Origin of the sequence: Mesorhizobium alhagi CCNWXJ12-2 (assembly GCF_000236565.1) — a bacterium.
GTDB lineage: Bacteria > Pseudomonadota > Alphaproteobacteria > Rhizobiales > Rhizobiaceae > Allomesorhizobium > Allomesorhizobium alhagi.
In genome coordinates this window covers 109,063-125,208 of the sequence record NZ_AHAM01000140.1, presented here as the reverse complement: position 1 = coordinate 125,208, position 16,146 = coordinate 109,063, and the positions used below count along the sequence as shown (strand labels likewise).

Here is a 16,146-nt window from a genome sequence, read left to right as displayed (position 1 = left end):
TGGCTCCAGCCGAAACGCGTCGTGGTGCAGTACGGCAAGGCCGCCGGCATCGAACTCGAATACACCGAGATCGTCGACGGCAAGCTGGTCGGCACCGGCGAGACCATTCACATCGAGGCGGACCAGATTTTCAAGGCGATCGGCCAGACCTTCGACCTGTCGAGCCTGAACAGCACCGGCTCCACGGTCCGCCTGGAGGCCGGCAAGATCGTCGTCGACGCGGAAGGCCGCACTTCGCTGCCGAAAGTCTGGGCGGGCGGAGATTGCGTCGGTGTCGGCGAGGATCTGACCGTTTCGGCGGTCGCGCAGGGCCGCGATGCGGCCGAGAGCATCCATCGCGCGCTGATGATGATGGCCGAAGCACCTGTAGCTGCCGCGGAGTAGGAACGTTACGAAATGAGTTTCTATCTCGTTTCAGCCACGCCGCGCCGGGACCTGATGCCGGAATTGCATGATCGCCTCGTCGCGGACGAGTTCCGGCCGTTGCGGCCGTTCGGCAATGTCTTGACGGATTCGCTGCGCGACGCGCGCAGAACTCCGGAGGGCGGCGCGGTTTGGGAAGAGGAAGACTATTGCCGCCCGCCGCTGGCCGAGGAACGCGCCGCGGTTCTTGACGCCTATTTCGATGACCTGAAAGTCGAACCCGTGCAGCGCGACGAAGGATGGCGGCGTATTGCCGATTTGCCGCCGCTCTTCCCAGATCTCGCCGGGCCTGAGGAGAAAACCCATGGCTGACATCCGCAACAATTTCGTCGGTATCAAATCGCCGAACCCGTTCTGGCTGGCCTCCGCGCCGCCGACCGACAAGGCCTACAACGTCATCCGCGCCTTCAAGGCGGGCTGGGGCGGCGTGGTGTGGAAGACGCTCGGCGAGGAGGGGCCGCCCGTCGTCAACGTGAACGGGCCGCGCTATGGCGCGATCTGGGGCGCGGACCGGCGGCTGCTCGGCCTGAACAACATCGAGCTCATCACCGACCGCGACCTCTTCGTGAATCTGCGAGAGATCAAGCAGGTCAAGAAGGATTGGCCTGACCGCGCTATCATCGTCTCGCTGATGGTACCCTGCGTCGAGGAAAGCTGGAAGGCGATCCTGCCGCTTGTCGAGGAAACCGAAGCCGACGGCATCGAGCTCAATTTCGGCTGCCCGCACGGCATGTCGGAGCGCGGCATGGGCGCGGCGGTCGGCCAGGTGCCGGAATACATCGAAATGGTGGTTCGCTGGTGCAAGGCCAACACCCGCATGCCGGTCATCACCAAGCTGACGCCCAATATCACCGATGTGCGCAAGCCGGCGCGGGCCGCCCTTGCCGGCGGCACCGACGCGGTGTCGCTGATCAACACCATCAATTCGATCACCGCGGTCGACCTCGACAATTTCTCGCCCGAGCCGTCGATCGACGGCAAGGGCTCGCATGGCGGCTATTGCGGCCCGGCGGTCAAGCCGATCGCGCTCAACATGGTGGCCGAGATCGCCCGCGATCCGGAAACGCACGGCCTTCCGATTTCCGGCATTGGCGGCATCACCACTTGGCGCGATGCCGCGGAATTCATGGCGCTCGGCGCCGGCAATGTGCAGGTCTGCACGGCGGCCATGACCTACGGGTTCAAGATCGTCCAGGAGATGATCGACGGCCTGAACAACTGGATGGACGAGAAGGGCCACACCGATCTCGACGCCATCGTCGGGCGGGCAACGCCGAATGTCACCGACTGGCAGTATCTCAACCTCAACTACGTCGCCAAGGCGCAGATCAACCAGGATCTCTGCATCAAATGCGGCCGCTGCCACATCGCCTGCGAGGACACCTCGCACCAGGCCATCACCTCCATGGTCGACGGCATCAGGCATTTCGAGGTGATCGAGGCTGAGTGCGTCGGCTGCAATCTCTGCGTCAATGTCTGTCCGGTCGAGAACTGCATCACCATGGAGCCGCTGGCGGCAGGCGTCATCGACGAGCGCACCGGCATGCCGGTTTCGCCGGTCTACGCCAACTGGACGCAGCATCCCAACAACCCGATGGCCAAGGTGGCGGCAGAGTAGTGTAAAAGGGGTCTCGGGCGAGGCGGCGCGAAAGGCACGCCATGAACGAGACACGCGACTTCGACATTCTCTCGCCGAAGTTCCACGCGAACCCGTTTCCGGAACTCGACAGGATGCGGGCGGCGGGTCCGGTCGTGCAGATGCGGCTGCCGATCGTCGGGCGCACCTGGCTTGCCGTCACGCATGAAGCCTGCGTGGACTTGCTGAAGGACCACGGCAATTTCGTCCGCGATCCCGGTAACGCGGGCAGCAAGACGCAAGAGCGGATCCTCAGGATTCTCCCGCGAACGCTCGGGTTGCTTGCGCTTAACATGCTGGGCCACGATGACCCCGAGCATCGCCGGCTGCGCGGTCTCGTCGACCAGGCGTTCCAGCGCAAGGGCATCGCTGCGATGAAGCCGATGATCGCCGATGTGGCCGATCGGCTGATCGACCGATTCGAAGGAAGGAGCGAGGTCGACCTGATGGCGGAGTTCTGCCGCGACCTGCCGCTGTCTGTGATCTGCGCGATGCTGGGCCTGCCGGAAAAGGACCACGGCTGGTTCAAGTCCTGGTTGGGCGGGCTGGCCGACACGGCAAACATATGGGCGGTGCTCAGGGCCGCGCCGGGCGTTTGGCGCATGGTGAGCTATCTTCGCCGCGTTTCCCGGCCGGGCGGCGGCGCGCATCCGGACGGACTTATCACGGCGCTGCGCGAGGTGGAGACGGAAGCGGGCAAGCTGACCGAGGACGAACTCGTGTCGATGGTCTTTCTGCTGTTCGGGGCAGGGCAGGAAACGACGACGCACCTGATAGCGGGCGGGCTGTGGGCGCTCCTCACGCATGATGAGCAGCGGGCACGGCTGGTGTCGGACCCGAAGCTGATCGCGACCACGGTGGAGGAATGCCTCCGCTGGGTCTCTCCGGTGCAGATGACCAAGCCGCGTTTCGCGAAGTGGGATATCGAGTGGCAGGGCGGGTCATTCAAACGCGGCGACATGTTCGCCGCCTTCCTGGCGGCGGCGAACTGCGATCCGGCGAAGTTCGACGACCCGCACCGCTTCGACATCGCGCGCCACCCGAATCCGCATCTCTCCTTCGGCACCGGCGTGCATTTCTGCCTCGGTTTCCAGCTTGCGCGCGCCGAAGCGGCGATCGCCTTCGAGCGCATATTCGCGCGGTTCCCCGCTATCCGCATCGCGGCGCCGCCTGAGCGGATTGTCTGGCGCAAGCGGCTCGGCATCCGCGCAATGGCGCATCTGCCGGTGCGCTTGCGATGATAGCGCCAGCCATGGCCACCAAAGAGGCGCGGGTTTTCCCCGCATCTTTTCATTCGCATATTTACGATAAACAATATCCAGGATATCAATCATCCATGATTGGAAGGCCAACCAGATGAAGCTGAGCGAAGGTGTGGAAGCGGCGATCCATTGCGCCGCGACGCTGGTCAGTGTGGAAGGCGAGGGCACAATACCGGGCGCCGCGCTGGCCGGGCAATTCGGCCTGTCGCCGAGCTACCTGCTGAAGCACCTCAATGCGCTGACGGCGGCAGGCATTCTGGAATCGGTGCCGGGGCCTTATGGCGGATACAGGCTTGCGCTTCCGGCCGACCGCATATCGCTGCTCGACATCGTGCTGGCGGTGGAAGGGCCGGAGCCTGCGTTCCGCTGCGGCGAAATCCGCCAGAACGGCCCGGTGAAGCTGGATCGGTCCGCCTATGTGAAGCCGTGCGGCATCAATGCCGCGATGCTCAGAGCCGAAAAGGCCTACCGCAAGGCGCTCGCCGGCGAGCGCCTTTCCGAAATCGTGCACAATTTCATGACCGAGGCCGATCCGCGCTCGGTCGCCGCCGGCTGCGCTTTCGTCGAGCGCCATCAGCGGCCGCAGAAATCTCCCAAGCAGAAGTGAAAGGAATGATTATGAAGCCCAGGTTGAATTTCTACGGTCAGGCGCCTGAATTGACGAAAGCCCTTGTGGCGCTGAACAAGGCGGTCGACGAATGTGGTCTCGAAAAGAGCCTGCTGCACCTGATCAAGCTGCGCGCTTCGCAGATCAACGGCTGTTCGTTCTGCGTCGAGATGCACAGCCGCGAGGCTCGCGTCGACGGCGAGACCGAGCAGCGGCTCTATCTCGTCTCTGCATGGAAGGAGTCTCCGCTGTTCACCGATCGCGAACGGGCCGCCTTCGCCTGGGTCGAAGCGGTGACGAAAATCGCCGATGCCGGCGTTCCGGACGAGCTCTACGAGAAGGCGCTGCAGCATTTCTCGGCAGAGGAATTGACCAAACTCACGGTGGCGACGGGCGTGATCAATATCTGGAACCGGCTCTGCGTAAGCTTCCACGCCATTCATCCGATGCCTGCGGCCAACGCCGCCTAAAATGCCGGATCACGGCTCGGGCGGTGCCGCCCGAGGTCACTTCATCGAGAGAACAAGACCAATGAGTGCAGATATTTCAGCAATCGTCATCGCCGGCCACCTTTTGCTTGGCGGCGCCTTCATATTGGCGGGCATTCGCAATGTTCTGAACGCGCCCTTGCTGACGCAACTGATGTCGGCGCGCGGCGTGCCGCAGGCGCGGCTGATGCTGTGGCTCGGAATCGCCCTGCAGATCGCGGCCGGCGCGCTGCTGATCGCCGGGATATGGACCGCTCTCGCGGCAGCCGGCCTCATCCTGTTCCTGCTCGTCGCCACGCCGATGTTCCACAATTTCTGGGGTCATCAAGGTCCGGAACGGGCGGCAAAGATCAACGGCGTCGTCGGCAATGTCGCTCTGATCGGCGGGTTTCTCGTGGTTATCGCCGGCGCACCGTGAAGATGCGCCGGCGCGGCGTCAGGCGTCCCTGGTCTCGAACATGAGCAGATCCGCGCCGCCATCGGCAAAATTGGCAAGATCGCCGGCCGCAGTCTGGCCCTCAGGCGAAGCGAGGCCCTTCTGCAGGTCTTCCATGGAAGCGAAGGTGAGGGTAGCCACGAGGTGCACGCCTGACGGTCCGGCCGGGGCCGCCACGGCGCCCTCGCTGATGTCGTAGCTCCGCAGGCCGGGAATTTTCCGGGCTAGCGGTATATGAGTGGACGAGTAGTAGCGGTCGAACGCGGCTGTGTCCTTCGGCGTCTTGTAGAGCACGACGAGCTTCGCCATCGGGTTCCTCCTTGTCGCATTTTCGGTGTTGGTGCCCGCCACAAAGCTGCGTGCAACGGCCGTTGAACACAAGCGGAGATCGCTTCCGCTGTCGAAATCAGCAGGAAGTCAGTTCTTCGGGCTGGCGCGTTCAGCTCTTCGCCTTCGGAAGATACGTGACATGCTCCAGCCCTTCGAAATGTGCGTCGCATGTCAGCAGGTCCGCACCTTGATCGAGAGCTGTGGCATAGACAATGGCGTCAGCGGTAGCGAGCTTGTGAATGCGACAAAGCTCGGCAGCACGAATAGCAATCGATGTATCAAGGTCAACGACCATGCACTGCGTCGTATATGCGATCACTCCTTCCGCGACCTCATCAGGAAGATTTCGTGCGGACCATTTGGCGATCTCGAGTTGCACAATTGTCGGAACAATGCAGTGCTCGCGCTGGGGCAATTCAGTTCGAATTGCCTGGTTCACTCCTCCGCGTACAAAGCCCTCGATCCAGGCAGAAGTGTCCACGACCCGCATTAATATCGGTCATTTCGATCGCGATAGCCGTCAGGATCGGCGTTGGGAGCAATCCCCATCAAATCTTCGAGCTTCGGAACTGGAACAAGCAACACGCCACTCCCCTTGGGAATGAACGCGAATTCCTGACCCGGTTGCCAATGATGTGCTTCGCGCACGGCCTTCGGAATTGAAATCTGAAACTTGCTGGAAAGTGTCGCGGTTGCCACCATTCTTACCTCTGCCGATCGATCAGCGTATCGTAAGAGTAGCAGTTGTATATAAGAATAGGAAGCTTCCACTAGCCCTTCGGCTTCAATCCGTCGACGAAGAGCTGTTCGAGAAACCGCGCCGCGTCCTCGAAGCGGCCGTCGCCGCCGCGGTTCGGGCCGAGTACGGCGCGCACCTGCACGTCGAAATCGGCGTAATGTTGGGTTGTCGCCCAGATCGAGAAGATCAGGTGCCAGGGATCGGTCTTGACGATCTTGCCTGCACGCATCCAGCCCTTGATCACCTCGGCCTTCTCATCGACCAGGCTTTTCAGCTCGCCTTCCAGCATCGGCTTGATGCGCGGTGCGCCCTGCAATATTTCGTTGGCGAAGAGCCGGCTTTCGCGCGGAAAATCCCGGGCCATTTCGAGCTTGCGCCTGATATAGCTGCGCAGCTCGGTCAGCGGGTCGCCGATGTCGTCGAGTTCCTTCAGGGGCGCAAGCCAGGTGTCGAGCAGGCGCTGCATCAGCGTCTCGTGGATTTCCTCCTTACGGCGGAAATAATAGAGCAGGTTCGGCTTGGACATTCCGGCCGCCTCGGCGATCTGGTCGATGGTCGAACCGCGAAAGCCGTGAGCCGAGAAAACCTCGAGCGCCGCCTCGAGGATAAGTTCGCGCTTTTCCGTCTGGATGCGGGTCCTGGGGCGGGGCGCCTTGGTGTCCATGCCTATGCCGCTCCCCGCGATATGGCAGCGAAATCGGTTCTGTGGCCCAATCGGCTGGACCAGTTCAACCAGCCTTGTGGAGCGCGATTTCGCCGGCCCATTTCCGCTACTATTTCCTTGACCGCCGATCTGGCGGTGCTAACGTTTGTCCAATCGGTCAAAATTTGCGTAGCACGAAAACGCAGCCAGGACCAAGCGTTGGCCGTATCGAAACCAGGGGATTCAAGGGAAGGCTTGGTCATGTCCAACAGAACGAATGTAGCGCCGAACGACCTCAGCGCATTCTGGATGCCGTTCACGTCGAACCGGCAGTTCAAGCAGGCGCCGCGCATGATGGTCGCGGCCAAGGACATGCACTACACAGCCAGCGACGGCCGCAAGATCCTCGACGGCACCGCCGGCCTGTGGTGCGTCAATGCCGGCCACTGCCGGCCGAAGATCACCGAGGCGATCCAGCGCCAGGCGGCGGAGCTCGACTATGCGCCGGCCTTCCAGATGGGCCACCCGATCGTGTTCGAACTGGCGAACCGGCTGGTCGACATCGCGCCGGCCGGCATGGACCATGTGTTCTTCACCAATTCGGGCTCGGAATCGGTCGATACGGCGCTGAAGATGGCGCTGGCCTACCAGCGCGTTAAGGGCGAAGGCTCGCGCACCCGGCTGATCGGCCGCGAGCGCGGCTATCACGGCGTCAACTTCGGCGGCATCTCGGTCGGCGGCATCGTCACCAACCGCAAGATGTTCGGCACGCTTCTGACCGGCGTCGATCACATGCCGCACACGCACCTGCCGGAAAAGAACGCCTTCACGCGCGGCGAGCCGGAATATGGCGCGGAACTCGCCAACGAACTCGAACGCATCGTGACGCTGCACGACGCCTCGACCATCGCCGCCGTGATCGTCGAGCCGGTCGCCGGTTCGACCGGCGTCCTGATCCCGCCGAAGGGATATCTGCAGAAGCTGCGAGAAATCTGCACCAAGCACGGCATCCTTTTGATCTTCGATGAGGTCATCACCGGCTTCGGCCGCATGGGAACGCCATTCGCGGCGGATTATTTCGGCGTCACGCCGGATATCATTACGACGGCCAAGGGCGTCTCCAACGGTGTCATCCCGATGGGCGCGGTGTTCGTCACGAAGGAAATTCACGACGCTTTCATGACCGGCCCCGAGCACATGATCGAGTTCTTCCACGGCTACACCTATTCGGGAAATCCGATCGCCTGCGCGGCCGCACTCGGCACGCTCGACACCTACAAGGAAGAGGGCCTGCTCACCCGCGGCGCCGAACTCGCCCCCTACTGGGAAGAGGCGCTGCATTCGCTCAAGGGCGAGCCGAACGTCATCGACATCCGCAATATCGGCCTGATTGGCGCGATCGAGCTTGCGCCGATCGCCGGCAGCCCGACCAAGCGCGCCTTCTCTGCCTTCGTGAAGGCGTTCGAGCGCGGCGCGCTGATCCGCACCACCGGCGACATCATCGCGCTGTCGCCGCCGCTGATCATCACCAAGGGCCAGATCGATGAACTGATCGACCACGTGCGAACCGTTCTACGCGAGGTGGAATAGCGCCATGTCTCGGCTGCGGTCCATAGGTAGTATCGGCCGCGCCCTCCTGGCGGCGCCGCTGCTCGTCATGTTCCTCGGCGGCCCGTCGCTGGCCGCGGAGCGCTGGGAGGTGCTGAGCGTGCCGGAGCTTGGCTTTGCCGTCGATCTGCCGGGGACGCCACAGACGCGGCAGAAAAACGAAGACCTGATCAATGTGCTGGCCGTTCATCAATATCTCGTGCCGGTCGGGGATGGCATCGCGGCCGTTTCCGTCATGGACTTTAGGCCGGCCGCCCGGGCCCTGCCTTTGGCAACCGATGAACAGGTCTTTCGCTACGTCATCGACAACTATGTCGGATTTTGCGAAGGCGCCTTGAAAGAGGAGCCTCTCGCGGTGGCGGTCGGGAGCGGCCGGCAGACGCGGCGCGTTTGCAACGACGACAAGATCGCCATCCGCACCCACTATCATCTGGTCGGCAACAGGCTCTTCAACATCGTGGTCGGCGGTCCCGACGGCGTCGATGATGGCGAGGTTGCCAGGCGCATATTCGAATCCTTCCGAGTCACGAACAATTAGGACGGACAATGGCCGCCCCTGGCGAGAATCTTCGAATCAATTCAGACCGTTTGTGGGATTCCATCATGGAGATGGCGAAGATTGGCCCCGGCGTCGCCGGGGGCAACAATCGCCAGACGCTGACCGATGAGGACGGCGAGGGCCGCCATCTCTTCCAGAAGTGGTGCAAGGAAGCCGGCCTCGAAATGGCTGTCGACCAGATGGGCACGATGTTCGCCCGCCGCGAGGGCACGGACCCCGACGCATTGCCCGTCTATGTCGGCAGCCATCTCGACACCCAGCCGACCGGCGGCAAGTATGACGGCGTGCTCGGCGTGCTGGGTGGGCTGGAGATCATCCGCACGCTGAACGACCTCAACATTAAGACAAAACATCCGATCGTCGTCACCAACTGGACGAACGAGGAAGGCACGCGCTACGCGCCTGCCATGCTCGCCTCCGGCGTCTTCGCCGGCGTGCACGACAAGGATTGGGCCTACGACCGGGTCGACGCCAAGGGCAAGCGCTTCGGCGACGAACTCGAGCGCATCGGATGGAAAGGCGACGAGGAAGTCGGCGCGCGCAAGATGAAGGCGTTCTTCGAGCTTCACATCGAGCAGGGGCCGATCCTCGAGGACGAGATGATCGATATAGGCGTGGTCACGCACGGTCAGGGCCTGAAATGGCTGCAGGTGACGCTGACGGGCAAGGAGAGCCATACCGGCTCGACGCCGATGCCCAAGCGTCGCAATGCCGGGCTCGGCATGGCGCGGGTGACGGAGCTCGTGCACGAGATCGCCATGGACTACCAGCCCGATGCCGTCGGCGCGATCGGCCACATGGAAGCCTATCCGAATTCGCGCAACATCATCGCCGGCAGGACGGTCTTCACCATCGACATCCGTTCGCCCAACAAGGATGTGCTCGACGAGATGGACGCTCGCATCCGCGACGGCATCGCGACGATCTGCGAGGCGCTCGACATAATATTCGAGATCGAGCAGGTCGGCCATTTCGATCCGGTCACTTTCGACGAGGGCTGCGTCAAGGCGATCCGCGATGCGGCAGAGCGGCTCGGCTATTCCCACCGCAACATCGTCTCGGGGGCCGGCCACGACGCCTGCTGGATCAACCGGGTGGCGCCGACGGCAATGGTCATGTGTCCCTGCGTAGACGGGCTCAGCCACAACGAGGCCGAGGAGATTTTCCCGGAATGGGCCGCGGCCGGCTGCGACGTGCTTTTCCATGCGGTGGTCGAAACGGCGGTGATTGTTGAATGACGGGCGCTAAGAGCCGATAATAATCTCCCATCGGGAGCAGGAGGTCGCCATGGGCCGGCCAAAGGAACTGACGGAAGAGGAAAAGAGGGAGCTGCTGGCGCAGGGGTACAGGCCTGTAGAGGTCTGGCTCCCGGACATGTCCGATCCTGCCGTGCTTGCTCGCGCGGATGCCGAAGCAAAGAGAATTGCCAGAGCTGATCAGGAAGAAGACATCATGGAGTGGATCGACGCAGTTCAGAAGGATATGTGGGAAGGCGAAGACCAGATATGAGGCGCGGCGACGTCGTTATCGTCGCGCTACCCGGTGATCTCGGCAAGCCGCGTCCCGCGGTCGTTGTTCAGACCAACGTCCTCAACGAAAACCTGCGAACGGTCCTGCTTTGTCCCATCAGCAGCTTTTCATCCGACCCGAGCTTCTTTCGGGTAGCGATTGAGCCAACCAAAGAGAACGGGCTTCGCGTGCCGTCGGAGATCATGGTCGAGAAATTGCAGTCGGCCAACCGATCCAGAATCGGTCAGGTGATCGGACGGTTGGATGACCAGACTCTTCGCAAGCTTGCACGTTCCACTATGATCACCCTTGGCCTGACGGACGAATAGCGGGGAAGCAAATGTCCAAAGTCATCAAGAACGGCACCATCGTCACCGCGGACCGCACCTGGAAGGGCGACGTGCTGGTCAAGCACGACAAGATCATCGGCATCGGGCCGGACCTGCACGGCGATCACGAATATGATGCGACCGGCTGTTATGTGATGCCGGGCGGCATTGATCCGCACACCCATCTCGAAATGCCGTTCATGGGCACCTATTCGGCCGACGATTTCGAGAGCGGCACGCGCGCGGCGCTCGCCGGCGGCACGACCATGGTGGTCGATTTCTGCCTGCCCGCGCCCGGCCAGTCGCTGCTGGAAGCGCTGCAAATGTGGGACAACAAGACCTCGAAGGCATGCGCGGATTTTTCCTTCCACATGGCGATCACCTGGTGGGGCGAGCAGGTGTTCAACGAGATGGCGACGGTGGTCGACAAGGGCATCACCTCGTTCAAGCACTTCATGGCCTACAAGGGCGCACTGATGGTCGACGACGACGAGATGTATTCGTCGTTCCAGCGCTGCGCAGCCCTCGGCGCGCTGCCGCTGGTCCATGCCGAAAACGGCGATGTGGTCGCGCAGTTGCAGCAGAAACTGCTCGCACAAGGCAATAACGGCCCGGAGGCGCATGCCTATTCGCGGCCGCCGGAGGTCGAGGGCGAGGCGACCAACCGCGCCATCATGATCGCCGACATGGCGGGCGCGCCGCTCTATGTCGTGCATGTCTCGTGCGAGCAGGCGCACGAGGCGATCCGCAGGGCCAGGCAGAAGGGCATGCGCGTTTTCGGCGAACCGCTGGTGCAGCACCTCACCCTCGACGAAACCGAATACATGAACAAGGACTGGGACCACGCCGCGCGCCGCGTGATGAGCCCGCCCTTCCGAAACAGGCTGCATCAGGATTCGCTATGGGCCGGCCTGCAGGCCGGTTCGCTGCAGGTTGTCGCGACCGACCATTGCGCCTTCACCACCGAGCAGAAGCGTTTTGGCGTCGGCGATTTCACAAAGATCCCGAACGGCACGGGCGGGCTTGAGGACCGCATGCCGGTACTGTGGACCAGGGGCGTCAACACCGGCCGCCTGACCATGAACGAATTCGTCGCGGTCACTTCCACCAACATCGCCAAGATACTGAATATGTACCCGAAAAAAGGCGCGATCGTCGAAGGCGCGGACGCCGATATCGTGGTGTGGGATCCCAAGCGCAAGAAAACGATTTCTTCGAAAAACCAGCAGTCGGTGATCGACTACAACGTTTTCGAGGGCTTCGAGGTCACCGGGATGCCGCGTTTCGTGCTGTCGCGCGGCGAGCTCGTGATCCAGGAAGCGGATATAATGGCCAAGCCTGGCCATGGCGAATTCGTCGTCCGCGAGCCCAATGCGGCGGTAAACCGGGCGCTATCGAAGTGGAAGGAAATAACCGCGCCGCGCCAGGTCGAGCGCGCTGGCATTCCGGCGAGCGGCGTGTAGTTGGTGCGCTGTTTGTCCTTTCGTTTCGCGTGGCTTCTCGCCGCCGCGGTCCTGCCGCAGGTTGCACACGCTCAGACGCTCGCCATTGACGGCGTCTGGGGCAACGAGCCTGGCTGCAAATATGCGCGCGACGGCAATTACGAGGACGACACGATGCTCGTCCTCAAGCCCGACAGCGTCGAGGGCTATGTCGTCGCCTGCGAATGGCTGCAGGTGCTGACGGCGAAGGACGGCAAACAGGTGGCCTCAGGTATCTGCAATTTTGAGGGCGACGAGGGTGTGGGCGCCAGGACCTATGTCATCGCGAAGGACCCGACGGATGCGGGGCTGATCCGGATTTTCAACGACCAGGGTGATCTGTGGGAAGAGGTCAGGAAGTGCCCATGACCTCTCACCCGTCGTCTTCACCTATGGCGCGCCTCATGACGAAATGCATGGTTTTCCACCATTATCGGATTGTTCCCGTTTGGCGGGATCCCACCTCAAGGTTATCTGAAACTGCATGACCAAAAGCACTTCCACCGTCGTATCTGCACGTGGGCTCGGGCTCACCTTCGAAACCAGCGACGGGCCGGTGCGGGCGCTTTCCGATGTCGATCTCACCATCGGCAAGGGCGAGTTCGTCTCCTTCATCGGGCCGTCAGGCTGCGGCAAGACGACGTTTCTCAGGGTGATCGCCGACCTCGAAAAGCCGACCGACGGCACGATCGAGATCAACGGAATGACGCCGGAAAAGGCGCGCGAGAGCAGGGCCTATGGCTATGTGTTCCAGGCGGCGGCGCTGTTTCCGTGGCGCACCATCGAGCGCAACGTCACCTTACCGCTGGAGATCATGGGGCTATCCAGGGCCGCGCAGAAGGAGCGCGTGAAGCGGACCCTCGAACTGGTCAACCTCACCGGCTTCGAGAACAAATACCCGTGGCAGCTTTCCGGCGGCATGCAGCAACGCGCCTCGATCGCCCGCGCGTTGGCGTTTGACGCCGACCTTCTGCTGATGGACGAACCGTTCGGCGCGCTCGACGAGATCGTGCGCGACCATCTGAACGAGCAATTGCTGGAACTCTGGCGGCGGACCAACAAGACGATCTGCTTCGTCACCCACTCCATTCCGGAAGCGGTCTATCTGTCGACGCGCATCGTCGTCATGTCGCCGCGGCCGGGGCGGGTGACGGACGTGATCGAATCGACGCTGCCGAAGGAGCGTCCGCTCGACATCCGCGAAACGCCGGAATTCCTGGCGATCGCGGCCCGAGTTCGCGACGGCTTGAGGGCAGGGCACAGCTATGAGGATTGAATGGTTTGCTGACACGCGCACGGAGCACTTTTGGCGTAAGCTGATGCTTGCCGTGCAAACGGCATTCGTGGGCTTATTTCTCACGACCGTGGGGCTTGTGGGAGGCACGGCGGCCGCTTCAAAACAATCCGAGCCTCCGCCAGCAGCGCACGCACGAGACGGAGAGCTTAGCACTCTTGTGCTGATCACCTCTGACACGGACTGGCTGGAGAAATGGAACACGCCCGCGTCAAGCATTCCTCAGTTCAGCACCGCGAAGGAACTTAAAACCGGGGAAGCGGCAACTGTGTTGGTTCTCTTATCCGGACTAACCCCCGCGAATGGCCGTCTCAAGGCATTGTGCGCAATCGAAATTCGACAGCCGGACGGTGTCATACAAGCAGTGCCCGAAACTGCTTGTTATGACGAAATGTCGCTCGGCCAACGAAAGAATATGCTGATGGCCGATGCGCGCGTGGAGTTCAAAGTCGAGCAGGGCGATCCCGACGGTCTGTGGCTATTTCGAATCATTGTGAAAGACGCGTTCAGTTCGTCCCGCACTGCGAGCGAGGTTAGCGTTCGGGTTATTGCTGAAGGCGCGCGCCCGTGAAGAACTTGATCGTCCCCTCAATTGCTTGGTGCGTCTTTCGAGGCTCGCTTCGCTCGCACCTCAGGATGAGGAGCGTTGGTGCTGCCCTTTCCGGCGAGGCCGGCGCCAGCAGTCCTCATCCTGAGGTGCGAGCCCGCTTTGCCTTAGGCGAGATTGCAGAAAATCTTCGAGGGCGAGCCTCGAAGGACGCACTCTTTGTATTTTCTGTTGTCGGCGTGGCAGATAGATAATGGACCGCCTGCGCGACAAGATCGTCCCCGTCACCACAATCCTCGCGGTGCTGGTCGTCGTATGGTACGGCTTCGCCATTCTCATGAACACGCCGTTCCAGCGTGATCTCGACCGCCGCGCGGGCGAGACGCCGGGTTTCGCCGAATTCATCGGCAAGACGCTGTCTCAGCCGAAGCCAACGCTGCCCGCCCCGCACCAGGTGGCGCAGAATTTCTTCGAAAACACGTTCATGCGGAAGATCACCAGCAACCGCAGCCTGGTCTACCACGGCTGGGTGACGCTCTCCTCGACGCTGCTCGGATTCGCCTTCGGCACGGCGCTTGGCATATTGATCGCGGTCGGCATCGTGCATGTCACGGCGCTCGACCGCAGCCTGATGCCGTGGATCATCGTCTCGCAGACCATTCCCATCATCGCGCTTGCGCCGATGGTCATCCTGCTGCTCGGCCCGTTCAACACGCCGGCCATCGTGACCAAGGCGCTGATCTCGACCTATCTGTCTTTCTTCCCGGTCGCCGTCGGCATGGTGAAGGGGCTGCGCTCGCCCGAGATCATGCATCTCGATTTGATGCACACCTATAATGCCAGCCCGTCGCAGACATTCTGGAAGCTGCGCGTTCCGGCCTCGGTGCCGTTCCTCTTCACCTCCATGAAGGTCGCGATCGCCGCCAGCCTTGTCGGCGCGATCGTCGCCGAATTGCCGACCGGCGCGGTCGCCGGCATCGGCGCGAAGCTGCTCATCGGCGCCTATCACAGCCAGTCCATCGACATATGGGCGGCGCTTATCGCCGGATCGGTGGTGGCGCTGATCCTGGTCGGCATGGTCGGTTTTGCTGGCAGGCAGGTGGAAAAGAGCATGGGAGGGCGGCCGGCATGACCCGTCTCGGTCTGTCCTGGCAGGCGCTTGCGGCGCTCGTTCTGTGCATCGGCGCGGCATTCGGCCTGCCGCTGTTCGATTCCCAACCGGGAACGAGCGTGGCAACGACGGTGGAAATCTTCGCGCTGATACTCGCCGCGATCGTCTTTTCAGCGGGAAGCGGCTTCCGGCCGACCTCGGTATTCCTGCTGTTCGCCTCGGCGCACAGCGCGGCTTGGCTGCTGATTTCCGCTCTCGCTGGCAATGAAGGCACGGCGCGGCTGTCTTATTTTGCGCTGCTGGCTGCGACGTGGCTGCTGGCCTGGCGGACGGTAAGCGTCCTCTCACACCTCCGCCCCGTCACCGCGCAGGGCCGGACCTTCGTGCGGCTGGCCATTCCGCTGCTGTTCGGCGTCTGGATCCTGATCTTGTGGGAGGCTATCGTCAGGGGCGCCGGCGTTTCCGCGATCATATTGCCGCCGCCAAGCGCGATTGCCGCCCGCATCGTCACCTCGCTGCCGATGCTCGCGGCCGACGTGAACCAGACCATCTTCAAATCGGCGCTGACCGGCTATATCATCGGCGGCTCGGCAGGCTTCCTTGTTGCAATCCTAGCCGACCGCATCGCGTTCTTCCGGCGCGGCCTGCTGCCGATCGGCAACATGATGTCGGCGCTGCCGATCATCGGCGTCGCGCCGATCATGGTCACCTGGTTCGGTCCCGACTGGCCGTCCAAGGCCGGCGTGGTCGTGGTCATGACCTTCTTTCCGATGCTGGTGAACACGGTGACCGGCCTGACCGCCTCCGGCCATATGGAGCGCGACCTCATGCGCACCTATGCGTCGAGCTACTGGCAGACCCTGTTCAAGCTGCGCCTGCCGGCGGCGGCGCCCTTCATCTTCAACGCGCTTAAGATCAATTCGACGCTGGCGCTGATCGGCGCCATCGTGGCGGAGTTCTTCACCACGCCGGTCGTGGGCATGGGCTTCCGCATCTCCACGGAGATCGGCCTCCTGAGGGTCGATATGGCATGGGCCGAAATCGCGGTTGCGGCGCTCGCGGGTTCGGTCTTTTATGGCGTGATCGCCCTGATCGAAAGGGCCACCACGTTTTGGCATCCGTCTATCCGTGGGGGATAGACGAA

The 16,146-nt window shown here is 62.3% G+C and carries 22 protein-coding genes; 18 read left to right on the top strand and 4 right to left on the bottom strand.

Annotation, left to right across the window (positions count from 1 at the left end):
* The 7 genes from MAXJ12_RS16975 to MAXJ12_RS16945 form a co-directional block, all read left to right on the top strand.
* A partial coding sequence (locus MAXJ12_RS16975; protein WP_008837158.1) for an FAD-dependent oxidoreductase occupies nucleotides 1–384 on the top strand: 384 nt, incomplete at its 5' end.
* 12 nt (nucleotides 385–396) lie between these two features.
* The gene (locus MAXJ12_RS16970; RefSeq protein ID WP_008837157.1) at nucleotides 397–735 is read left to right on the top strand and encodes a hypothetical protein; all 339 of its coding nucleotides are present in this window, start codon (nucleotides 397–399) and stop codon (nucleotides 733–735) included.
* Nucleotides 728–2,041, top strand: a complete 1,314-nt coding sequence (preA, locus tag MAXJ12_RS16965; protein ID WP_008837156.1) for an NAD-dependent dihydropyrimidine dehydrogenase subunit PreA — start codon at nucleotides 728–730, stop codon at nucleotides 2,039–2,041. The genes MAXJ12_RS16970 and preA overlap by 8 nt, the downstream gene beginning before the upstream one ends.
* Nucleotides 2,042–2,082: 41 nt before the next feature.
* Nucleotides 2,083–3,300, top strand: coding sequence for a cytochrome P450 family protein (locus tag MAXJ12_RS16960; protein ID WP_008837155.1), 1,218 nt, complete (start codon nucleotides 2,083–2,085; stop codon nucleotides 3,298–3,300).
* Between the two features lie 115 nt (nucleotides 3,301–3,415).
* Nucleotides 3,416–3,928: an RrF2 family transcriptional regulator gene (locus MAXJ12_RS16955; RefSeq protein ID WP_008837154.1), complete on the top strand. Its 513-nt coding sequence runs from the start codon at nucleotides 3,416–3,418 to the stop codon at nucleotides 3,926–3,928.
* Between the two features lie 11 nt (nucleotides 3,929–3,939).
* Nucleotides 3,940–4,398 carry a carboxymuconolactone decarboxylase family protein gene (locus MAXJ12_RS16950; protein ID WP_040586538.1) on the top strand — a complete coding sequence of 153 codons (459 nt, stop codon included), beginning with the start codon at nucleotides 3,940–3,942 and terminating at the stop codon, nucleotides 4,396–4,398.
* A gap of 61 nt (nucleotides 4,399–4,459) precedes the next feature.
* Nucleotides 4,460–4,834, top strand: coding sequence for a DoxX family protein (locus MAXJ12_RS16945; RefSeq protein ID WP_008837152.1), 375 nt, complete (start codon nucleotides 4,460–4,462; stop codon nucleotides 4,832–4,834).
* Between the two features lie 18 nt (nucleotides 4,835–4,852).
* Here the strand turns inward: MAXJ12_RS16945 and MAXJ12_RS16940 are convergent, their stop codons facing one another.
* The 4 genes from MAXJ12_RS16940 to MAXJ12_RS16925 all read right to left on the bottom strand — a co-directional run bounded on the left by MAXJ12_RS16940 (nucleotide 4,853) and on the right by MAXJ12_RS16925 (nucleotide 6,585).
* Nucleotides 4,853–5,161: an EthD family reductase gene (locus MAXJ12_RS16940; protein WP_008837151.1), complete on the bottom strand. Its 309-nt coding sequence runs from the start codon at nucleotides 5,159–5,161 to the stop codon at nucleotides 4,853–4,855.
* A gap of 130 nt (nucleotides 5,162–5,291) precedes the next feature.
* Nucleotides 5,292–5,672, bottom strand: coding sequence for a type II toxin-antitoxin system VapC family toxin (locus MAXJ12_RS16935; RefSeq protein ID WP_008837150.1), 381 nt, complete (start codon nucleotides 5,670–5,672; stop codon nucleotides 5,292–5,294).
* Nucleotides 5,672–5,881, bottom strand: coding sequence for an AbrB/MazE/SpoVT family DNA-binding domain-containing protein (locus tag MAXJ12_RS16930; RefSeq protein ID WP_085983970.1), 210 nt, complete (start codon nucleotides 5,879–5,881; stop codon nucleotides 5,672–5,674). Before MAXJ12_RS16930 ends, MAXJ12_RS16935 begins: the two co-directional genes overlap by 1 nt.
* 71 nt (nucleotides 5,882–5,952) lie before the next feature.
* Nucleotides 5,953–6,585 carry a TetR family transcriptional regulator C-terminal domain-containing protein gene (locus MAXJ12_RS16925; protein WP_008837148.1) on the bottom strand — a complete coding sequence of 211 codons (633 nt, stop codon included), beginning with the start codon at nucleotides 6,583–6,585 and terminating at the stop codon, nucleotides 5,953–5,955.
* A gap of 240 nt (nucleotides 6,586–6,825) precedes the next feature.
* Here MAXJ12_RS16925 and aptA point away from each other — a divergent pair, with 240 nt between their 5' ends.
* From aptA to MAXJ12_RS16870, 11 genes are all read left to right on the top strand, one after another.
* Nucleotides 6,826–8,154 carry an omega-aminotransferase AptA gene (aptA, locus tag MAXJ12_RS16920; RefSeq protein WP_008837147.1) on the top strand — a complete coding sequence of 443 codons (1,329 nt, stop codon included), beginning with the start codon at nucleotides 6,826–6,828 and terminating at the stop codon, nucleotides 8,152–8,154.
* Nucleotides 8,155–8,158: 4 nt separating this feature from the next.
* Nucleotides 8,159–8,710, top strand: a complete 552-nt coding sequence (locus MAXJ12_RS16915) for a hypothetical protein (protein WP_008837146.1) — start codon at nucleotides 8,159–8,161, stop codon at nucleotides 8,708–8,710.
* 8 nt (nucleotides 8,711–8,718) lie between these two features.
* Nucleotides 8,719–9,969: a Zn-dependent hydrolase gene (locus MAXJ12_RS16910; RefSeq protein WP_008837145.1), complete on the top strand. Its 1,251-nt coding sequence runs from the start codon at nucleotides 8,719–8,721 to the stop codon at nucleotides 9,967–9,969.
* Between the two features lie 49 nt (nucleotides 9,970–10,018).
* On the top strand, nucleotides 10,019–10,240 hold the full coding sequence (locus MAXJ12_RS16905; RefSeq protein ID WP_008837144.1) for an antitoxin MazE-like protein: 222 nt from the start codon (nucleotides 10,019–10,021) through the stop codon (nucleotides 10,238–10,240).
* A complete protein-coding gene (locus MAXJ12_RS16900) occupies nucleotides 10,237–10,569 on the top strand; it encodes a type II toxin-antitoxin system PemK/MazF family toxin (protein WP_008837143.1) in 333 nt (110 codons plus the stop codon). The genes MAXJ12_RS16905 and MAXJ12_RS16900 overlap by 4 nt, the downstream gene beginning before the upstream one ends.
* Before the next feature lie 11 nt (nucleotides 10,570–10,580).
* Nucleotides 10,581–12,032 (top strand): dihydropyrimidinase, encoded by a 1,452-nt coding sequence (hydA, locus tag MAXJ12_RS16895; RefSeq protein WP_008837142.1) that lies wholly within the window; start codon nucleotides 10,581–10,583, stop codon nucleotides 12,030–12,032.
* Nucleotides 12,033–12,044: 12 nt separating this feature from the next.
* Nucleotides 12,045–12,419: a hypothetical protein gene (locus MAXJ12_RS16890; RefSeq protein WP_139043913.1), complete on the top strand. Its 375-nt coding sequence runs from the start codon at nucleotides 12,045–12,047 to the stop codon at nucleotides 12,417–12,419.
* A 115-nt stretch (nucleotides 12,420–12,534) separates the two neighbouring features.
* Nucleotides 12,535–13,326 carry an ABC transporter ATP-binding protein gene (locus MAXJ12_RS16885; RefSeq protein WP_008837140.1) on the top strand — a complete coding sequence of 264 codons (792 nt, stop codon included), beginning with the start codon at nucleotides 12,535–12,537 and terminating at the stop codon, nucleotides 13,324–13,326.
* On the top strand, nucleotides 13,316–13,915 hold the full coding sequence (locus tag MAXJ12_RS16880; RefSeq protein ID WP_008837139.1) for a hypothetical protein: 600 nt from the start codon (nucleotides 13,316–13,318) through the stop codon (nucleotides 13,913–13,915). The genes MAXJ12_RS16885 and MAXJ12_RS16880 overlap by 11 nt, the downstream gene beginning before the upstream one ends.
* A 229-nt stretch (nucleotides 13,916–14,144) precedes the next feature.
* Nucleotides 14,145–15,023: an ABC transporter permease gene (locus MAXJ12_RS16875; protein ID WP_008837138.1), complete on the top strand. Its 879-nt coding sequence runs from the start codon at nucleotides 14,145–14,147 to the stop codon at nucleotides 15,021–15,023.
* On the top strand, nucleotides 15,020–16,141 hold the full coding sequence (locus MAXJ12_RS16870) for an ABC transporter permease (protein ID WP_008837137.1): 1,122 nt from the start codon (nucleotides 15,020–15,022) through the stop codon (nucleotides 16,139–16,141). Before MAXJ12_RS16875 ends, MAXJ12_RS16870 begins: the two co-directional genes overlap by 4 nt.
* Nucleotides 16,142–16,146 lie beyond the last annotated feature (5 nt).